The organism is Bifidobacterium sp. ESL0827 (assembly GCF_052606685.1).
On the sequence record NZ_CP199597.1, the window covers coordinates 658,509 to 678,334 of the forward strand.

The following is a 19,826-nucleotide window of genomic DNA, read 5'->3' on the forward strand; positions in this document are numbered from 1 at the left end:
GGGCAGTAAACCTAGAGCAAATAGCGGGGCATCCGGCCCCGCTTCTTCAAAGGAAAAGAGTCATCATGCGGCCGCTTAGCTGGAAATCCGTCCTGAACTCCTTGGTGTCCGGTCGACACCTGAGCGCGGATGAGGCCGAGTGGTGCATGAACGACCTGATGGATGGGAATGCCGACCCGGTGCAGGTAGGCGCCGTCCTGTCCATGCAGTCCACCCTGGGGCTGACCAGCCCGGAGGTCGAAGGGGCTGCCAAGGCCATGGTGGGTCATGCGGTGCCGCTGAAGGTCAGTGGCGACGTGACCGACATCGTCGGCACCGGCGGCGATGGGGCGGCGACGGTCAATCTGTCGACTATGGGCGCCATCGTGGCTGCCGCAGCAGGGGTCAGAATCGTCAAACACGGCAACAGGGCCGCATCTAGCAAGAGCGGCACCGCCGACTGTCTGGAACAGCTGGGTCTTCCCCTGGATCTGCCGCCGCAGGAGGTTGCCGCTATGGCTGACCGCTTCGGCATCACCTTCGTCTTTGCTAAGACCTTCCACCCTGCCATGCGCTTTGCAGGACCTGTCCGCTCGTCGCTGGGCATCCCGACCGTCTTCAACTTGCTGGGACCCTTGACCAACCCGGTAAACCCGCGCTATGTGGCCATTGGATGTGCCCAGCGTCAGCTGAGCCCCATGATGGCCCAGGTTTACGCCTCACGCGGTCAGGAGGGCATGGTCTACACCTCGGTCGAAGGCCTTGACGAGATGGCCCCGACAGGCCCGGTTTCCATTTGGGAGATCCACCAGGGCAAGGTGAAAGAGCGGTCCTTCGACCCGACTCGTGAGCTAGGTATTGACCCGGTGGATCTGGATGACCTGCGCGGCGGCGATCCAGCCTTCAACGCCAGTGTCGTCAGGGACTTCCTGGGTGGAAAGTCGGTTCCTTCCCGTTCAACGGCCCTGCTCAATGCAGCGTCGGCCATCGTGGCAGACGGCACGCAGATTGATGCTGGTCCGGAAGCCGACCTGAGCGTCCGGTTTGCCCAGGCCTACCAACTGGCTACGGAAGTTGTGGACCAGGGCAGGGCCGCCGACCTGCTTGCCGCCTGGATTCACGGAGCCCAGGAAGCGCAAACCCGCTGCCAGCAAGAGGAACGGGCACATCGTCCGGTCTTGGTGTAAGTTCGCGGCTGCCACAACTGTTCGGGCCTCGCTGGCTGATGTTTCTGCCAGCGAGGCCCGAACGTATTGGCGGCCCACAGCATCATTGCCGATAGAACCGATTGTCATCATCGAAGAGGCCGCTTGAGGCATCGCGGAAGTTCTTCCGGTCGATGATCAATCCTGCGATGCCTATCAGCAGGAGCAGGCCCGCCAGCAGGCCGGTCAAGCTGGACCAGCGGGGGATCAAGATGGTCAGGAAGAAGCAGACCAGGCCCAGCACCGTCATGATGATGAAAGCCATCCGCCTTTTGCCCAGGTCGCTCAGGTCGGGGTTAGGCGGAACAAAGTTCGACGACTGGTCCATGACCTCCTCGGTGTCAAGCCAGCTCCTGCCTTGGAAATCGCGCGGTCCGGAGCCGCCGACGAAGGAGTCGCGCTTCAAGTCCTCGGCCCTCAGCGCCGCCTTCTTCTCGGACTTTCGAGCCTTCTTTTCGAATTCCTTGGCTGTCCTGGACGATTCCAGGGAACCTAGCTCGTCAGCGTGCGAGTTCAGGAAGTCCGCCCACTCATCGTTCCCCTGTGAGGACCCGGTTCCCGCCTCGCTGTTATACTGATTCCCGGCGTCGTTATGCTTGTGCTCGGTCATAGAACCATCGTAACCTCGGCCGCACGCATTCGCTACCAAGGAGTCTCTGTGCTGTACTGGTTCTTCGTCAAACTGCTCGGTCCGTTGGCGCGTACATGGTTCAAACCGACCGTTGAAGGCACGGGGAACATTCCCAAGCAGGGGGCTGCCATCATCGCTTCCAACCACCTGGCCGTCATCGACGATGCCCTCCTACCCATTACCTGCCCGCGGATGATCCATTTCATGGGCAAGGCCGAGTACTTCAACGGCAAGGGAATAAAGGGCAAGTTCAAGAAGTGGTGGTTCAGTTCGGTCGGAGTCTTCCCCGTCGACAGGTCGGGCGGCTCCAAGTCGCTGGGAGCTATGGAAACCGCACGTTCCATCCTTGAGCACGGGCACATCTTCGGCATCCATCCGGAGGGTACGCGCAGCCCTGACGGCAGGCTCTACCGAGGGCACACCGGGGCGGCGCGGCTTGCCTTCGAGACTGGAACGACAGTGGTGCCCACCGCCATCATCGGTACCCGGCAGCTTCAGGAGCCCGGCCATGTGCTTCCGCATCGTGGCAGGACCAAGGTCATCTTCGGCAAGCCCATTACTGTGCCCTACATGCCGGTCAACAGCCTCACCCACGAGGAGATTCGCAACCTGACCGACAGGATCATGCAGGAGATCCAGGAGATGAGCGGGCAGCGCTACGTGGATGTGTATGCCCAGGTCATCAAGGCACATGAGAGCAAAGAAGAACTGGGCTGACGACGAACTGCAAGGAGTAGCGTAGTCAGACCACAGTCAGGGTCACGACAGCCGGCGAGCCGTCATCATTGATCACCTTGACCTGGGTGCCGGGGTTGGGGTCCTGAATTCGCACCGTGTGGGTCAGGTTGCCCAGCGGCGCTGAGATGTTGACCTTGAGTCCGTATCCCTGCAGGATCTGGGTGGCCTCGTCCTGGCTCTTGCCCTTCACGTCGGGCATGGTGATGGACTGCGGTCCCTTGGAGATCACTACGTTGACCGCATCACCCCAGTGAAGCTGTTCCTGGGCCTGGTGGGAGGCGGAAATCACTTGGTTGCGGGGGACCGTGTCTGACCAGTTCTCGCTGTAGTTGACCTTGAGCCGGAGGGCTTCCAAGGCCGCCTTGGCATCATCCCTGGCCTTGCCGATGATGTCGGGCATGGCCACCGGCATCCGACCCTTGGACAGGACCAGGCTGACCTTGGTATCGTGTCGGGTCCTGGTCCCTGGGGCCGGCTCCACCGAAATCGCCGCTCCCTCGGGTATATCCATGGAGTACTGGTCCTTGGAGGAGTCATGGTCGATCTTGTCGAATCCAGCCGCCTTCAGGGCTTTCAAGGGGTCCTTGCCGTTGGAGGTGTCCGGAATGAGGATGTCCTTGGGCACCGTGGCTTGGCGAACCCCTTTGGAGACGGTTAGGTTGAGTCTGCCGCCCCGCTTGCTGATGCGAGCTCCAACGGTATCGGGATCCGCGGCCATGATGGCCCCTTTGGGCACTTGGTCGCTGAAGTTGTAGTCGGTGTCGACATCGATGCCTGCGACCTTGAGGGTGCGGGCGAACTTGGCGTAGTCGGCACCGATAATCTTGCACTCCTGGTTTTCGGAGCAGGAGATGTCATCTGGCTTGGGCAGGGCGTAATAACTGCCCGGGCCTAGGTAGTACCACCAGGCGCCACCGCCGCCTCCGGCCAGGGCCAGCACCAGCAGAACTACCAGCACGATGATCAAGCCGTGATGCCGGTGCTTGGGCTTGGTCTCTGCAGCGCCTTGCTGCATTGTCTGGACGGAAGCCGGTACGGCAGCCATATCGGCGGGGGAAGCTGTTATGTCCTGAGGCTGCAGAACAGTTGTAGTTTCGGCCCTGGAGGGGGTGTCCACGTCGTTGAGCCTATAGCGTCTGGTTGCTGCGTTCGCATCGGTTTCAGGTGGTGCGGGCACAGCCGGGACCGTATCTGAACCCTCCGGGTCGGTTGCTGCAGCAATGGTCTGTGTGGCTGCATCTTCGGCATCGTCGCTAGGTGCTGTAGCTTTTTGAGTTGGCGATTCGGGCATCTCAGGGTGGTGTCCAGGGGTTCCGGCGATGGCGGATTCGGGCTCTCCGCTTGTTGCAGCTGTTGCAGGCAACATGTAGTCCATGGCCTGCCGGTCCAGCCCCCTGACCACCTTTCTCAGACTTTCCAGGGCCTTGCCTGCGTTGTCTGGGCGATTTTCGGGGGAGCGGTCGGTCAGTCCGGAGAACAGGGCGGCTACGGATGGGTCGATTCCGGGGCAGACCCTGGCCAGCGAGGGGACGTCCTCGTGGACGTGCTTAAAGACGATGGTTACCGGATTGTCACTGGCGAAGGGGACCGTGCCGGTCAGCATCTCGTAGGCGATGATGCCTACGGCGTAAAGGTCGCTTTGGGGGGAGGCCTCGTTGTTCTCGATGGTTTCGGGGGCCAGGTAGGCGGCCGTGCCCATGAGCATACCCGTCGAAGATAGGGTGGCTTGAGCGGCGGCGCGGGCTAGTCCGAAGTCGGTGATTTCTACGTGGCCGCGGTCGTTGATGAGGATGTTTTCCGGCTTGATGTCGCGATGGATGACGCCGACTCGGTGGGCGGAGGCCAGGCCGTCCAGGATTTCGCCCACGATGCGCAGGGTCTCCTTCAGGGGATAGACGCCCTGCCGAGCCATGTCCCGCCGCAGGCTTATTCCGTGGACATACTCCATAACCAAGTAGTCCAGCCCCTGGTCGACACCGGTATCGTAGACCTGGACGATGTGGGGGTTGGCGATGGCAGCCGCTGACCTGGCCTCCCGGCGAAAGCGCTCCTCGAACTGGGCCCTATGTGGCCCCTGGGCCAGCATGGTGTGCATGATCTTGACAGCCACATGTCTGGACAGCCGCAGGTCCAGAGCCTCGTAGACCGTGGCCATGCCACCTTGCGCAATCTCGCGCAGAATGCGGTAGCGCCCGTCTATGATCCGGTCGCTGGTCCTCTCGTCTGCTTCACTCATGCTCGTCTTGTCCGGCCCTCTGCACCTCGGAGGCCTGACCGGCCTCGGCATCAATGGAAGATACACGTTCATGATACCCGGCGGTGGTGGCAAGCGGCAGGAAGCGTCGGCAGGCCTTGAGGAAGATGGCTCGGCCCTCTGTCGACAGCTGCAGAGCATCGGCCAGGGCCTGGGCTCGGGCCTGGGCTCGGGAGGACAGGCCTGCAATGCGTCGACGACTGGCTTCCACGGCCCCGCAGGAGCGCATCAGGTCACGAACCATATTCACTTGTGTATCCTTGCGGCGTTGGGAGGGGGAATTGTACAGCCGGCGGACCTCCTTGGCCTGATCAGGATCGACCATGGCCAGGGTGTCAGCTAGGAGGACGGTTCGCTTGCCCTCACGGATGTCGCCTCCCACAGGTTTGCCGGTGTGGCGGTCGTCGCCTGCCACATCCAGCAGATCGTCCTCCAGCTGGAAGGCCAGACCCAGATCCAGGCCCAGGGCGCGTACCGAATCTTTGTGTCCCTCCAGGTCCGTTCCGGCAGCCAGCAGGCCCAGGGCCAGGGGGGCCATGGTGGTGTAGGAGGCGGTCTTCCAGGCCATGGTGTGCAGGGCCTGACTGCGCAGGCGTTTCGGATCGTCCAGTGGAGCATCTTCCATACCCATGTCCAGGATCTGGCCGGTGACCACGGCCGTCTGCATGGCTTGAAAGGCTCTGCCGATGGCCGATTCCTGAGGCAGGTCGGCAGCCGCCTGGAGGGCCATGGTTGTGCTCAGTGATGCCAGCAGGTCGCCAAGGAGGATGCCCAGGCCGGTGCCACGGGCATCGGGGCCTGCGGGGAGCCGGTCGCTTGGATCGTTTCCGGCGGCCGACCGGCTCAGGGCCAGATGGGCGGCAGGACGGCCCCGACGACGGGGGGAGCCGTCGATGATGTCGTCGTGGACCAGGGCGCTGGTCTGATAGACCTCCAAGGCGCAGGCAAGGTCCACTGCCGCCTGTTCACGGTCCGGATTCTGCTCGGATTCCAGAGCCCGCCAGACATCGCAGAGCAGGAGGGCGCGCAGTCGTTTGCCGCCACGGCCTGCCTCGATTGCCTGGTGGATGACCTCCTGCAAAGCCCCCTGTGAGGGGTTCTGATCCAGGGGATGGTCCGGTCCGGGCTCTGGAGCAGTCAGGTGGTCGCATCGGCTCCGGAGCAGTTCCTCCATGCGTTGTTCGACCCGTGCTGCAGTCACGCTCTTCATGCCTTAGAGCCTATCCGCATATCTGCCCAGCAGGCAGGCTGCAAGGCCCATGGCTGCAAGGACCATGGTGGATGGATGACCCCATTTGACCACATGATCGGCTGTGGTCTTCCTAACGGTTCCAACTGGTTCAGGATGGTGCCTAGGCTCCCCGGACCACAGACCGGGAGCGGATGGGAGGCGATGACGGCATGAACGATTCATATGAACACGGCATGACAAAACTGGTGGAGAACTATCGAGAGGGTCGACGACGATGGGGTGTGGAAAATGCTGACAGGCGATGGCTCCAGCAACCCTTGACAGACTGGACTGCCGGCTTGAGGGGGCGGCAGCAGGCGCACCCGCCTCTGGACTCCGACTCGGCGGACCGTCTGGCTGTGGCCGTCAAGGAAACCCTGGCCATACGCGACGGGCTGATTCTGTCAATCCTGGCGCCTGAGCCTGGTCTGCACGCTGACCGGCTGCTGGACCTGTGTGTGCGTCCCAACGATGCGTCCAATGTGACGGCGCTCTGCAACATTCTGGATGCGGTCTTCAAGGACCCTGCCACGCGGCCGGACCATCCGCGTTGCCGGGCCGGGCTGGCCATGCTTCAAGCCATAGCTGATCAGGTTCCGCTGGGGTTTCGGTCCCAGCCCCTGGCGGTCGCGGCCTACGTCGACTGGTGGAATGGGGGATCCCGGGCATCCGGGTTCGCCAAGGAAGCTCTTTCCGACGACCGCTCATGCAGTCTGGCCGCCATCGTCCTGGCTTTGATCGGCCGCGGCATCGACCCGGCCTGGAGGCAATCGGGCTGAATCGGGAATAATCGTCCCCCTGGGGTGGTTCACTTAGTGAGTCTAAGATTTGACCTTGCCATAGCTGTGCCTTGAAAGCAGTGTCGGCGGGTGGGATGATCCAGGAGGAGAATTTGGCCACGAAGGACACCAAGTCAGCCAAGACAGCCGCAGTGGATACCGGGAAGGGCCGGACCAGTTCAACCGCCGGCAAGACCAAGACCGCCACCAGGTCCAAGACCAGCAGCAGCAAGGCGTCCCGCAAGACCGCGTCCCGCAAGACCGCCACTGCCAGCACTTCGACGGCCAAGACCAACCGTCGCCCGGCCTCCAAGACCAAGAAGAAGGTCGAAGAGGAGCCCATCCTGCAGCCGGAGGAGCAGGAGCCCGACGAGGACCTGCTCGAGGACCAGGAGGACGACGACCAGCTGGACAAGAGCGAGGATCAGCTGGAGGACGAGCCCGACGAGGACGATCAGGAGGAGGACGAGGCCCACCAGGTCGAGGATGAGGCCGAGGAGGACCGCAAGGCCGCCCATGCCCTCGCCGCCAAGGTCAAGGGCGCCTTCGTCGTCGACGATTCCGATGACGATGAGAATGTCACTCCCTCAGGCAACCCCAAGCGTCGTGTGGTCACCGCCGGCGCCACTGCCGATCCCGTCAAGGACTACCTCAAGCAGATCGGCCGCGTCAGCCTGCTGAACGCCGAACAGGAGGTGGATCTCTCAGAGCGTATCGAGGCCGGCCTCTATGCCCAGCATCTGCTGGACACCGAAGGCGAGGGCATGGACTTCAAGCGCCGCCGCGAGCTCAAGTGGGCCGCCAACGACGGGAAGAAGGCCAAGGACCATCTGCTGGAGGCCAACCTGCGACTGGTGGTCTCCCTGGCCAAGCGATACACCGGCAGAGGCATGCTCTTCCTGGACCTGATCCAGGAAGGTAACCTGGGTCTGATCCGTGCGGTGGAGAAGTTCGACTACACCAAGGGCTACAAGTTCTCCACCTACGCCACCTGGTGGATTCGTCAGGCCATCACCCGTGCCATGGCCGACCAGGCCCGCACCATCCGTGTGCCCGTTCACATGGTCGAGGTCATCAACAAGCTCTCCCGCGTCCAGCGTCAGATGCTGCAGGACCTGGGTCGCGAGCCCACCCCCGACGAGCTGGCCCGTGAGCTGGACATGCCCGTCGAGAAGGTCCAGGAGGTCCAGAAGTACGGGCGCGAGCCCATTTCCCTGCACACCCCTCTGGGCGAGGACGGTGACTCGGAGTTCGGCGATCTGATCGAGGACACCGACGCCATCGCCCCCTCGGATGCTGTGGCCTTCTCCCTGCTGCAGGAGCAGTTCCAGCAGGTGCTTGAGACCCTGAGCCCCCGCGAGGCCGGCGTCATCAAGATGCGTTACGGCCTGGAGGATGGGCAGCCCAAGACCCTGGACGACATCGGCCGCGTATACGGGGTCACCCGTGAGCGCATCCGCCAGATCGAGTCCAAGACCATGTCCAAGCTGCGGCATCCTTCGCGCTCGCAGACCCTGCGTGACTTCCTGGATCAGTGACCTCTGCGCCCGGCGGGGAGGTCCGGATGCTGTCGAGGCCTCCTTGCTAGAAATGGTCATCGGTGCGTAAGCGACCGCCCATGCGAGGACCCGTGTCCCCTGGGCGCCAAGAGGTGAACGGCGAGGTAAATGGTGGCGAAAAAGCCTGAAAAGGGAAAGTCCTATGGTGCCGGCAGTCTGACGGTCCTGGATGGCCTGGACGCAGTGCGCAAACGTCCAGGCATGTACATCGGGACCACGGACAGCCAGGGGCTCATGCACTGCCTTTGGGAGATCATCGACAACGCCGTGGACGAGGCCCTAGCCGGCCAGTGCGACCATATCAAGGTCATTCTGCACAAGGACGGCTCCATCGAGGTGGACGACAACGGCCGGGGCATCCCCGTCGATATTGAGCCTCGAACCGGGCTGACCGGCGTGGAGGTGGTCCTGACCAAGCTTCACGCAGGTGCCAAGTTCGGCAACTCCTCCTACACGGCTGTGGGCGGCCTGCACGGCGTGGGCTCTTCGGTGGTCAACGCCCTGAGCTCCCGACTGGACGTGGAGGTGGACAGGGATGGCAAGACCCACCGGATGCGCTTCCACCAGGGTCATCCCGGCATCTACCAGGACCCTGATCCGGAGCGGCCCTCGCCTGACTCGCCCTTCAAGCGCACCAGGAAAAACCGGCCTACACCCCTGGAAGTAGTGGGCAGCGTGCCCAAGTCCCGGACCGGGACCAGGGTGCGCTACTGGGCCGACCCGGAAATCTTCAACCCCACGGCCCGGTTCAGCTACGCCCAGCTGATCGACCGGGTGCGCCAGACCAGTTTCCTGGTGCCCGGCCTCAAGATCACCGTGATTGACGACCGCATCCCCGCCACAGGAAGCGCCGAACAGGACTTGCGCCTGGAGGTTGACGGCGAATCCGCTGCGGAGCCGGACAATCAGAACGTTCAGGACGATCGGGGAAACCTTCATGGATCTTCCAACAGCGACGATCTCTCTGAAGAAGGCACCGAAGGCGAACGTGCCGAGGACGCGCAGCCGGATGATGCCGACCTTTCGGCCACCGAGCGGGCCGACCGGGCCATGCTGCAGCCGGAGGACGAGTCCGGCCATCAGCGCGTGGAGGAGTTCCTGCACACCGGCGGGGTGACGGACTTCGTGGACTTCCTGTCCAAGGGCGAGCCGGTCAGCGACATCTGGCGGATCAGCGGCCAGGACACCTACCAGGAGGAGACCCAGCGGGTGGGCTCGGACGGTGAGTTGCACGCCGAGCAGGTGGAACGCGTCTGCGGGGTGGATATCGCCCTGCGCTGGGTCAACGATTACGATTCAGTCGTTCGCAGCTTTGTCAATGTGGTGGAGACGCCCGGCGGAGGCATGCATGTGGACGGGTTCATGAACGCCATGACCCGCCAGGTGCGCAAGGCCGTGGAGGCCAACGCCCGCCGCCTCAAGGTCAACCTCAAGGATTCCCACACCAAGGTGGAGCGAGACGATGTCCTGGCCGGGCTGGTGGCCGTGGTCACCGTGCGTATCGCCGAGCCGCAGTTCCAGGGCCAGACCAAGGACGTGTTGGGTACGGCCCAGGTCAAGCCCATCGTCACCCGGATGACCGACGACCAGTTCGGCCAGATGATCAGCGGCTCCAAGCGCGGCTTCAAGGAGCAGTCCGGCCAGGTGCTGGAGAAGATCGTCGGCGAGATGCACGCCCGCGTCCAGGCACGCAAGACCAAGGAGGTCACCAGACGCAAGAACGCCCTGGAGTCGGCCTCCATGCCCTCCAAGCTCTCGGATTCCATGCCTGGCAACGACGACATCGCCGAGCTGTTCATCGTCGAGGGCGACTCCGCCCTGGGTACGGCCAAGGCAGCCCGAAACTCCATGTTCCAGGCCCTGCTGCCCATCCGAGGCAAGATCCTCAACGTGCAGAAGGCTTCCCTGTCCCAGATGCTGACCAACAAGGAGTGCGCCTCCATCATCCAGGTGGTCGGCGCCGGCTCGGGGGCCAGCTTCGACATCGACCAGGCCCGCTACAACAAGGTCATCATGATGACCGATGCCGACGTGGACGGTGCCCACATCCGCATCCTGCTGCTGACCCTCTTCTACCGCTACATGCGGCCCTTGATCGAGAATGGGCGGGTCTACGCTGCCGTGCCGCCCCTGCATCGAATCGCGCTTGCAGGCAAGAACAAGGGGAAGTTCATCTACACCTATTCGGACGATGAGCTGGAGGGCAAGCTCGCCGACCTGCGGGCCAAGCACATCGACTACAATCCCGATGTGCAGCGCTACAAGGGTCTGGGCGAGATGGACGCCGACCAGCTGGCCGACACCACCATGGATCCCCGGACCCGCATGTTGCGCCGCATCCGCATGGAGGATGCCGCTCAGGCGGCCGGCATCTTCCCCCTGCTCATGGGCGACGACGTGCCGCCCCGCAAGCAGTTCATCGTGGACAATGCCGACGACTTCGACCGGAGCAAGATCGACACCTGATCGACCTTCAGCAAGGCCCAAAGGACGGGGAGAGGAGTGTGACGCATATGGGCGATCCCTTGGATAATTTCTCCCCGCAGACGGCCGGCTGGTTCCGCCAGGCCTTTCCCGACGGGCCCACGCCGACCCAGATGCAGGCCTGGCCGGCCATCCGCTCAGGCGGTGATGCACTGATCATTTCGCCCACCGGGTCAGGCAAGACCCTGGCTGCCTTTCTTTGGGCCATCGACGAGCTCATGACCATGCCTCGGCGCTCCCGGAAGCCTGGGGTCGCCGTGCTTTACATTTCGCCCATGAAGGCCCTGGGGACGGATGTGGCCCGCAACCTGCAGGCTCCGCTGGACGGTATGGCCGAGCGATTCGAACAGCAGGGACGCAAAGCGCCCAAGGTCCGGATGGGCATCCGCACCGGGGACACCGACGCCCGCGGCCGCAGGGCCCTGGCCGCCCATCCCCCGGATATTCTGGTCACCACCCCTGAATCCCTCTATCTGATGCTGACCTCCAAGGCAGCCAGCACGTTGAAGAATGTGCAGACCGTTATTGTGGACGAAATCCACGTTCTGGCGGGCAACAAGCGCGGGGCTCATCTGGCCCTGAGCCTGGAGCGGCTGGACGATCTGGTTGGGCAGCCCGTGCAGCGGATCGGCCTGTCGGCCACGGTACGGCCGCCCGAAAAGGTGGCACGTTTTCTGGGCGGCAGCCGTCCGGTCAGCCTGATCCAGCCCAAGTCGTCCACGGCCATGGACCTGCGGCTGATCGAGCCCTTGGAGGACATGGGCGATCTGGCTGCACCGCCCGGCGAATCCGGCCAGAAGGGTCAGGAGGGCGACCAAAGAAGCGGATCCATCTGGCCAGCCGTCGAACGGGCCATTCTGGACCAGGTCCTGTCCCACCACACCACCCTGGTCTTCGTCAACTCGAGAGGTCTTGCCGAGCGCCTGACCGCCCGGCTGAATGACCTGCACCAGTCCGATCTGCAAGCGCCCAACCACTGTAGGCGAGGCAGCAGTGGGCAGGACCAGCCAGGTCTGTGCCCTGAAACAGACCGGACCACGGGCAGGGTTGTGCAGGCCAGGGAGCCCGCCCACTACGATTCGGCCACCGGGTCCACCTCCGAGAGAACATCCGGCCAGCCTGTCGACCAACCCATTGCCATGGCCCACCATGGTTCGGTGTCCAAGGAGCGCCGCCGCCACGTGGAGGATGATCTCAAGGCCGGCAGGCTGCGGTGCGTGGTGGCCACCTCCAGCCTTGAGCTGGGCATCGATATGGGCTCGGTCGATCTGGTCATCCAGGTCAACGCCCCGCTGTCGACCGCCTCGGGGCTACAGCGGGTCGGCAGGGCCGACCATCAAGTGGGACGGGTATCGCAGGCCAGACTTTTCCCTTTGACCCGAGGGCAGATCCTGGAGTGCACGGCCAGCATGGAAAGCATGGTCCAGGGCGACATCGAACCCACCGTCATGCCCGGTAGCCCCTTGGATGTTCTGGCCCAGCAGACGGTGGCAGCGGCCGCCATGGGGCCGCTCAAGGAGGGGGACTGGCTGGCCACGGTCAGACAGGCCGCGCCCTTCGCCCACCTGGACCAGCAGGTCTACCGGGCGGTGCTGGGCATGCTCAGCGGGGCCTACACCTCCCAGGACTTCACCGCCTTCCGCCCCATCCTGGTCTGGGACCACCAGACCGGTACCCTGACGGCCCGCCCCGGCGCGCAACGCCTGGCGGTCACCTCCGGAGGCACCATTCCCGACCGTGGCTCCTACAGTGTGGTCATGCCTTCAGAGGCCGCCGGCGGCAAACCCCGTCGAGTAGGAGAGCTGGACGAGGAGATGGTCTATGAGTCCCGAAAGGGAGACGTGATCACCCTGGGTACCACCTCTTGGAGGATCCAGCAGATCACCCGCGATCGTGTGGTGGTGGTACCCGCTCCGGGACGCTCAGCCAGACTGCCCTTCTGGCATGGTGAAGGCACTGGACGTGACCCTGCCTTCGGCCGTCGCCTGGGCAAGCTTGCCAGGGAACTGTCCCAGGGTCTGATACCGGCGGTCCAGACCGCCTCCGGTCGGCCAGGCTTCACTCAAGCCGTCTGCTCTCGTCTGTTGGAGGACGGCTTGGACTATCCTGCTATCAACAATTTGGCCGCCTTTCTGGCCGAGCAGCAGGCCTCTACGGGCCAGGTGCCCGACGACCGCCATCTGGTGGTCGAGCGTTGCCCCAACGAGGAGGGCGACCTGAGGCTGGTCCTCCATTCGCCATACGGACGCAGGGTCAACGAGCCCTGGGCTCTGGCCATCACCGCACGGCTCTCCCGCGAGCGTGGCTATGACGGATCCGTCTGGGCAGGCGAGGACGGCATTGTCGTGCAGATTCCAGACACGGATGCCTTCCTGGAAGATCAGCGAATATTCGGATTCACCCCCGATCAGGTGGAACGCGAGGTTCGACGGCATCTGGTTGGCTCTGCGCTCTTCCAAGCCCGCTTCCGCCAGTGCGCAGCCCGCTCGCTCTACATGCCCAGGATGGAGCCCGGCCGCAGGGTTCCGCTCTGGCAGCAGCGTCTACGGGCCTCCCGTCTGCTGGATGCAGCCCTGAAGGAGGATGACTTCCCTCTGGTCTTGGAGACTATGCGCGAGTGCCTGCAGGACGTCTACGACATGCCTGCCCTGCGCGAGCTGATGGCCGACCTGGAGCAGGGGAGCGTCCGTCTGGTCCCGGCCTCCACCAAGACCCCCTCTCCCATGGCCTCAGGGCTGCTCTTCGGTTACCTGGGTACCTTCATGTACCAGTACGACATGCCCAAGGCCGAGCGCGATGCCGCCATGCTGGCCATCGACTCCGACCTGCTGGAGCAGATGGTCGGCCAGGTGGACATGGCCGACCTTCTGGACCAGGAGACAGTAGACCAGGTGACCGCTGATTTGCAGCGGCTCTCGCCCAGGACCCGGGCCAAGGGGGTCGAAGGATTGGCCGACCTGCTACGCATCCTGGGCCCCATGGATTTGGCGGGGATTCGTCGGCGCATGCACGGGCAGGAGGACGAACCGGCGACGGAGGCACAGGTTCGTGTCATTTTGGAAGAGCTGAAGGCCCAGCACAGGGTGGTACAGATCAGGCTAGGCGCTCGCGACTGCTGGGTATGGGCTGGTCAGGCGGGGCGGCTTACGGCGGTCCTGGGCCCAGGTATCCAGCCATTCGTCCAGTCAACAAAGGAATCAGACAGCGAGGCCTTCGACCAGCTGGTCAGGCAATACGCTGCAGTCCATGGGCCGTTCACCACCGCGGACCTGGCTGGCCACCTGGGCCTGGGCAGTGCCCTCTTGGAGGACAGACTGCGTTCCATGGTCGCACGCGAGCTACTCATGACCGGGGTCTTCCCCCGTCCTGACCTGAGTGCCTATGGTGAGCCCGGATGGGAGGGAGGCGAACCCCGTCGAGGATGGCTGGATCCAGAGGTCTTCCGTCGGCTGCGCTCGAGGTCCCTGGCCAAGGCGAGCAAGGCCGCCAGCCCCGTTCCCGGCCATGTTTACAGCGACTTTCTTCTTCATCGGCAGGGTCTGGCCCCCCTCGGTCAGGAACCCCTGATGGGCACTGATGGGCTGCTGGAGGTAGTCGGGCAACTGGAAGGGCTGGCTCTTCCGCCTGCGCTCTGGGAATCGGCCATCTTCCCGGCCAGGGTGCGTGATTATGGTCCCGCATTGATGGACGATCTGCTGGCCGCGGGCCAGGTGGTCTGGGTGGGTTCCGAACAGGGCGAGGGGCCTCTGGGCGCCATGACCTTTTATCTGGCCGAGGACCTAGATGAGGAGCTGCCAGCACAAGCTGCCGGTTCTTTACCAGTCACGGATGAGGCCGACAAGTCGAGCAACTCGAGCAACGTGGGCGATCTGGAAGGGGCCTTGCTGGGTGTTCTGGCTGATGGCGGAGCCTACCGCTTCGATCGGCTTCTGCGAGCCTGCGCCGGTCGGGGCAGGAGTGACATTGATTCTACTGATTCTGAGGCCCCCGACCAGGAGGCTCTGGCCCGGTCGCTCTGGTGGCTGGTCAGGCGTGGAATGGTCACCAACGCCTCCTTGGCTCCAGTACGGCGCCTTGTCCGAGGGTCAGGCTCACAGACCTCAGGTAGGACCCGCCGTTTGCCCCATGGATTGCGTGGACGAGGCAGGCCCTTGGGTCGTTCGGCCTTGACGCGGACAACCGGCTCATCAGCGCTGTCAGCGGCTGCGGAGGGGTTTTGGACTCTGGTTGCGGATGAGCGCGGAGCAGCGGGAGGTGCGTCAGGGACTCGCAAGGCTGATTCAAGCGACGAGCTCAGAGGTAGCCAGGACGATGACCGGCAGCGGACCGTCCGCCTGGTCCACGAGGAGCAAGCCATCCTGGACCGTTATGGGCTCCTGTCTCCGGTACTGTCTGAAGTGCGGTCCCTCCCTGGCGGATTCTCGGCCCTCTATCAGGTCTGCAGACGCATGGAGGAGGCCGGCCAGCTGACGCGCGGAGTCATCGTTGACGGTTTCGGCGGCGCCCAGTTCGCCCCCCGGGAGGTGATTGACCAGCTCAGAGGCTTCCAAGAGGATGAGCGCGCTAACGATGATTCCGAGCAGCGGCCCCCCGAACCCGTGGTCATGGACGTGACCGATCCAGCCAACCTATATGGCACGGCTCTTGCCTGGCCAACCACATCGGGGGATGGCAGTGGTCGGCCCATTCGGCGTATGGGGAACCTCATGGTGCAGAATCGAGGCCGCGCCCTGGTCTATGCGGCGCCCAAGGGTCATCATCTACTGGTCTTCGGCAAGCCGGACCGTGGATTGCTGGAGGCTGCCTTCGCCCAGCTGGCCTCATGGCTGAGGCGGGGCGGGCAGGGACGCATTCTCTTCAGTGATGCCAATGGCCGACCCCTGACTATGCGCGAACCGGTGGGCATGGCCATGTCCGCTGCCGGATTCACGGCCGGGCCGGGCGGCATGGCCCTCTACTGAGCCTTTGCTGAGCGTCCTCATGCCACGAAGGCGATAGGTGCCGCCAGTTCCTGGCCGGAGGCATCCCGTCGCATGTCCACGTCGGGCAGTTCGACCGGCGATCCGGCAGCAGTGCTGGCGTGCAGGGGCCAGGAGCCCACCCGGGCCAGCAGCAGGGTGTCCTGACCCTTGAGGAAGCGCTGGGAGCGCACACCGCCCGTGCCACGGCCCTTGACCGGATACATTTCCAGCGGCGTCAGCTTGGCCGATCCGTTCTCGGTGCCTGGCAGGGCCTCGGAGTCGCCGGCCACGGTCAGGACCACGGCCCCGGCCTGGGTGCTCATGCCATCCTCGCCGGTCTCCTGGTAAGTCCAGCCGATCTCCCCGGCCGGTACGACCGCGAAGGTGGCGACCTGGCAGTCCTGGGCCAGACGTATGCCCGCCATGCCTGTTGCATTGCGGCCCTGGGGTCGGACCTTGTCCCCGGTGAAGGTCAGCAGGCTGGCATCCGAGGAGATGAGGACCATGCGGTCCCCGTCCTGGCAGGGGGCTGCGAAGACCACCTGGTCGTCATCCTTGAGGTCGATGACCGACCAGGAGTCCATGGTGGTCGGCGACTCGCGGTTCCAGCGCTTGACCTTGCCCAGGCGTGTGCCCAGTGCCAGAGGCCGGGAGTCGGTCATGTTGATGACGGTGACGGCGTGCTCGTCGGCCTGGGGTTCGGTGCTAGCCGTTCCGCTCAGGAGCTCGTCGGCCACGATGCCTCCGCTCAGGTTGGGGTTGGCGGTGGCCGGGATTTGCGGCAGGTCGGCCACAGGAGCGGTGATCAGCCGTCCAGCCGTGGTGACCAGGCCGTATGTGGTCAGGGTGGTGGTGGCGAATATGGCGATGATCTGGTCGTCATGCCCACGGTCCTGGTTGCGTGGCCGGGACCGCCATGCATCCAGGGCGCCTGGAGTGCTGCGTGCCAGCAGTCCGGTGGCGCTCATCATGACCGTGCAGGGCTTGTCCTCCATGTGCAGATCGCCACCATCTTCGCTGCGGCTGGTTCCTCCGTTGACCGCCAGTGCAACCTTTCGGCCAGCACTGGCCTTACTGGTGGTCTGTTGAGCGGTCTGCTGATCACTGGCCGCCGACTGCACAGGGGCCAGATCTCCGGATGGCTCCTGGTCCAGGATGACCGTGCGCCTGGGTGTGCCCCACTGGGCCACCGCCTGATCCATCTCCTGGATGACCACCCGGTCCAGCTCGGCCGAGGAGTCCAGAATCCGCTCCAGTTTTTCCAGCTGCTTCTTGAGGTCGTCGCGCTCGCCCTCAAGCTCGATCCTGCTCATCTTGGTCAGCCGCCGCAGCCGCAGGTCGAGAATATACTGAGCCTGGGTCTGATCCAGGTCGAAGACCGCCATCAGCTTGGCCTTAGCCGCATCCGCGTCGTCCGAACTGCGGATGACCTGGATGACCTCGTCGATGTCGACCAGGGCCAGCAGGAGCCCCTCGACCAGGTGCAGACGCTCCAGGGCCTTCTTGCGGCGGAACTCGCTGCGCCGATGGATGACCGTGCGCCGGTGCTCCACCCAGACCTCCAGCAGCTCCTTGAGCCCCATGGTTCTGGGCCGTCCGTGGACCAGGGCCACGTTGTTGATGGTGAAGGAGTCCTCCAAGGGCGTGTACTTGAAGAGCTTGCCCAGGACCTTAGCCGGGTCGAATCCTGTCTTGATTTCGATGACCAGGCGGGTCCCGTTGTGCCGGTCGGTCAGATCGATGGCGCTGGAGATGCCTTCCAGCTTGTGGTTGCGCACCCCCTCGGAGATGCGCTCCAGAACCCGCTCAGGGCCCACCATGAAGGGCAGCTCGGTGACCACTATGGCCTTCTTTCGGGCGGTCACGTTTTCCAGGTGGGTGACGGATCTGGTCACAAAGGCCCCCCGGCCGTGCTCGTAGGCCTTGCGGATGCCGTCCCGCCCTACGATGATCCCGCCGCCGGGCAGATCCGGGCCGGGTACATAGCGCATGAGTTCATCCAGCCCTGCGTCCGGGTGGGCCATCAGATACTTGGCGGCGGCCACCACCTCGCCCAGATTGTGGGTGATCATGTTGGTGGCCATGCCCACGGCGATGCCCGAGGCTCCGTTGACCAGCAGGTTGGGGATGGCCGAGGGCAGGACCTGGGGCTCCTTGAGTTTGTTGTCGTAGTTGGGAGAGAAGTCCACCGTGTCCTGGTCGATGTCGGCATTCATGCCAAGAGCCGCCGGGGCCAGCCTGGCCTCGGTGTAGCGGGAGGCCGCCGGTCCGTCGTCCAGGGATCCGAAGTTGCCGTGGCCGTCGACCAGGGGAAGGCGCATGGCGAAGGGCTGGGCCAGGCGGACCATGGCCTCGTAGATGGATGAGTCGCCATGGGGGTGCAGCTTGCCCATGACCTCGCCCACTGCCCTGGCTGACTTCATGTATGGGCGGTCCGGGTTGAGGTTCATCTGGCCCATCTGGTAGATGATCCGTCGCTGGACCGGCTTGAGTCCGTCACGGGCGTCGGGCAGGGCCCTGGCGTAGATGACCGAGTAGGCGTATTCCAGGAAGGACTTGCTCATCTCCTCGTTCAGAGGGGTTTCGACGATGTGCTCCTTGACCTGCCGGGGGTCGTACCCCGCTGCCTTGCTCCTGCGATGAGTTGCCATGCTCCAGCTCCTGCTCCTTCACGTTCCGCCTTATGATAACCGGACGGTCCGCCAAAGCGTGCCTGCTGGGTTCGGTGTCGGCCTGGGGTCTGACCGTGCTTGAATGGAAGACATGGGTCTGGATACACCTGACATGAAGGAACTGCTGGAGCCGAGTCTGCCTATCCAATACGGGGACCAGGCGGGGGACAATCATGTTGGCGGACCTCGGCATCTGTCTGCCGTCCTGCCCGCCCTGAGCGCATGCCTGGGAGTGCCTGTGGCCACCGACGTGCATCCGTCTGCAAAGGCCCTCCAGGAGGCCCTGGAACTGCCTGATGCCCGGTCGGTTGTCGTCGTCCTAGTGGATGGGCTGGGATTCTGGAACCTGGTCAGCCGTCAGGGCCATGTGCCCTACCTGCGCTCGCTGCTGTCCGAACCCATCAATCAGCGTCCCCTCTACACCAGTCTGCCCTCGACCACTGTGGCGGCTATGGGGGTATTCGGCACCGGAACCAGCCCTGGGCTGACCGGCATGACCGGCTATACCCAGCTGAACCCCGACACCGGCCAGCTTGGCCAGATGATCCAGTTCAGAGGGGCCCAGGACCCCGAACGTCTGCAACGCCGTCCAACTGTCTTCGAGACCCTCCAGGCGCAGGGGGTCAGGGTGACCTCTTCGGGCTTGCCTCGTTTTCGTGACTCCGCCCTGACCCGTGCGGCTCTGCGCGGCGGGGAGTACCTGGCCCACAACCACTCCCGCCAGCGTCTCCTGGCCGCCTGTCAGGCTGCCCGCCAGCCAGGGCTGACCTACCTCTACATTCGCGATGTGGACAAGGTGGGCCACCACAGCGGTTGGGAGGGCGAAGAATGGGTGGCCGCTCTCGAAGTGACCGATGCACAGCTGGCCGAGCTTCATCGCCGCCTGCCAGCCGGGACTTTGACAGTGATCGTAGCCGATCACGGCATGATCGAAACTGATCCGGATCAGCGCATTGACATCGCCCAGGACCCGGAGCTGAATCGGGATGTGCGACTGGTGGGCGGCGAGCCCAGGGCGGTCATGCTCTATCTGGACCAGGGGGCGGATTCTCGGGTCGTGGCCGCCCGTTGGCAGGAGCGACTGGGGGAGCGGGCCTGGGTGATGACCCGGGACCAAGCCATCGAACAGGGAATCTTTGGCCCTGTGGACGCTCGGATTCGCCCCATGATCGGCGACCTTCTGGTTCTGGCCGGTGACCGGGTCACTCTGGTGAATTCGGCCGATCAGACTGATGCGGCGACCAGGCTGCCTGGCGTCCACGGCTCTTGGACCCGTTTGGAGACGCAGATTCCCTGCCTAATCGATCTGGTCTGACCGCCTGGGATAAAGTGC

11 protein-coding genes are annotated in these 19,826 nt (G+C 64.0%); 7 read left to right on the forward strand and 4 right to left on the reverse strand.

All coding sequences use genetic code 11. The features are described 5' to 3' along the window. Window positions 1-65 precede the first annotated feature (65 nt). Entirely contained in the window at window positions 66-1,166 is a 1,101-nt protein-coding gene (trpD, locus tag ACUIAI_RS02465) for an anthranilate phosphoribosyltransferase (RefSeq protein ID WP_110412691.1), read from the forward strand. 82 nt (window positions 1,167-1,248) lie between these two features. On the opposite strand, the gene ACUIAI_RS02470 is transcribed toward trpD, so the two are convergent. Then, window positions 1,249-1,794 carry a hypothetical protein gene (locus ACUIAI_RS02470; protein WP_445342530.1) on the reverse strand — a complete coding sequence of 182 codons (546 nt, stop codon included), beginning with the start codon at window positions 1,792-1,794 and terminating at the stop codon, window positions 1,249-1,251. A gap of 48 nt (window positions 1,795-1,842) precedes the next feature. Between ACUIAI_RS02470 and ACUIAI_RS02475 the strand changes: the two genes are divergently transcribed. Then, window positions 1,843-2,532, forward strand: a complete 690-nt coding sequence (locus tag ACUIAI_RS02475; RefSeq protein ID WP_254477064.1) for a lysophospholipid acyltransferase family protein — start codon at window positions 1,843-1,845, stop codon at window positions 2,530-2,532. Between the two features lie 25 nt (window positions 2,533-2,557). Here the strand turns inward: ACUIAI_RS02475 and ACUIAI_RS02480 are convergent, their stop codons facing one another. Together ACUIAI_RS02480 and ACUIAI_RS02485 are read right to left on the reverse strand one after the other, a co-directional pair. Further along, entirely contained in the window at window positions 2,558-4,789 is a 2,232-nt protein-coding gene (locus ACUIAI_RS02480) for a protein kinase domain-containing protein (RefSeq protein WP_445342531.1), read from the reverse strand. Beyond that, window positions 4,782-6,017, reverse strand: a complete 1,236-nt coding sequence (locus ACUIAI_RS02485; protein ID WP_445342532.1) for a polyprenyl synthetase family protein — start codon at window positions 6,015-6,017, stop codon at window positions 4,782-4,784. Before ACUIAI_RS02485 ends, ACUIAI_RS02480 begins: the two co-directional genes overlap by 8 nt. A 191-nt stretch (window positions 6,018-6,208) precedes the next feature. On the opposite strand from ACUIAI_RS02485, the gene ACUIAI_RS02490 reads away from it, so the two are divergent. The 4 genes from ACUIAI_RS02490 to ACUIAI_RS02505 all read left to right on the forward strand — a co-directional run bounded on the left by ACUIAI_RS02490 (window position 6,209) and on the right by ACUIAI_RS02505 (window position 15,821). Continuing rightward, a complete protein-coding gene (locus ACUIAI_RS02490) occupies window positions 6,209-6,817 on the forward strand; it encodes a DUF4192 family protein (RefSeq protein ID WP_445342533.1) in 609 nt (202 codons plus the stop codon). A gap of 113 nt (window positions 6,818-6,930) precedes the next feature. Beyond that, entirely contained in the window at window positions 6,931-8,355 is a 1,425-nt protein-coding gene (locus tag ACUIAI_RS02495) for an RNA polymerase sigma factor (protein ID WP_445342534.1), read from the forward strand. Between the two features lie 129 nt (window positions 8,356-8,484). After that, a complete protein-coding gene (locus ACUIAI_RS02500; RefSeq protein ID WP_445342535.1) occupies window positions 8,485-10,842 on the forward strand; it encodes a DNA gyrase/topoisomerase IV subunit B in 2,358 nt (785 codons plus the stop codon). Between the two features lie 47 nt (window positions 10,843-10,889). Continuing rightward, a complete protein-coding gene (locus tag ACUIAI_RS02505; protein ID WP_445342536.1) occupies window positions 10,890-15,821 on the forward strand; it encodes an ATP-dependent helicase in 4,932 nt (1,643 codons plus the stop codon). A gap of 17 nt (window positions 15,822-15,838) precedes the next feature. Here the strand turns inward: ACUIAI_RS02505 and ACUIAI_RS02510 are convergent, their stop codons facing one another. Next, window positions 15,839-18,472, reverse strand: a complete 2,634-nt coding sequence (locus tag ACUIAI_RS02510) for a DNA gyrase/topoisomerase IV subunit A (protein ID WP_445342537.1) — start codon at window positions 18,470-18,472, stop codon at window positions 15,839-15,841. Window positions 18,473-18,584: 112 nt separating this feature from the next. On the opposite strand from ACUIAI_RS02510, the gene ACUIAI_RS02515 reads away from it, so the two are divergent. Continuing rightward, entirely contained in the window at window positions 18,585-19,808 is a 1,224-nt protein-coding gene (locus tag ACUIAI_RS02515) for an alkaline phosphatase family protein (RefSeq protein WP_445342538.1), read from the forward strand. Window positions 19,809-19,826: the final 18 nt, after the last annotated feature.

Coding starts and splice junctions, on each gene's coding strand:
- trpD (WP_110412691.1), top strand. CDS start 66: ATGCGGCCGCTTAGCTGGAAATCCGTCCTGAACTCCTTGGTGTCCGGT.
- ACUIAI_RS02470 (WP_445342530.1), bottom strand. CDS start 1,794: ATGACCGAGCACAAGCATAACGACGCCGGGAATCAGTATAACAGCGAG.
- ACUIAI_RS02480 (WP_445342531.1), bottom strand. CDS start 4,789: ATGAGTGAAGCAGACGAGAGGACCAGCGACCGGATCATAGACGGGCGC.
- ACUIAI_RS02485 (WP_445342532.1), bottom strand. CDS start 6,017: ATGAAGAGCGTGACTGCAGCACGGGTCGAACAACGCATGGAGGAACTG.
- ACUIAI_RS02490 (WP_445342533.1), top strand. CDS start 6,209: ATGAACGATTCATATGAACACGGCATGACAAAACTGGTGGAGAACTAT.
- ACUIAI_RS02500 (WP_445342535.1), top strand. CDS start 8,485: ATGGTGGCGAAAAAGCCTGAAAAGGGAAAGTCCTATGGTGCCGGCAGT.
- ACUIAI_RS02505 (WP_445342536.1), top strand. CDS start 10,890: ATGGGCGATCCCTTGGATAATTTCTCCCCGCAGACGGCCGGCTGGTTC.
- ACUIAI_RS02510 (WP_445342537.1), bottom strand. CDS start 18,472: ATGGCAACTCATCGCAGGAGCAAGGCAGCGGGGTACGACCCCCGGCAG.
- ACUIAI_RS02515 (WP_445342538.1), top strand. CDS start 18,585: ATGGGTCTGGATACACCTGACATGAAGGAACTGCTGGAGCCGAGTCTG.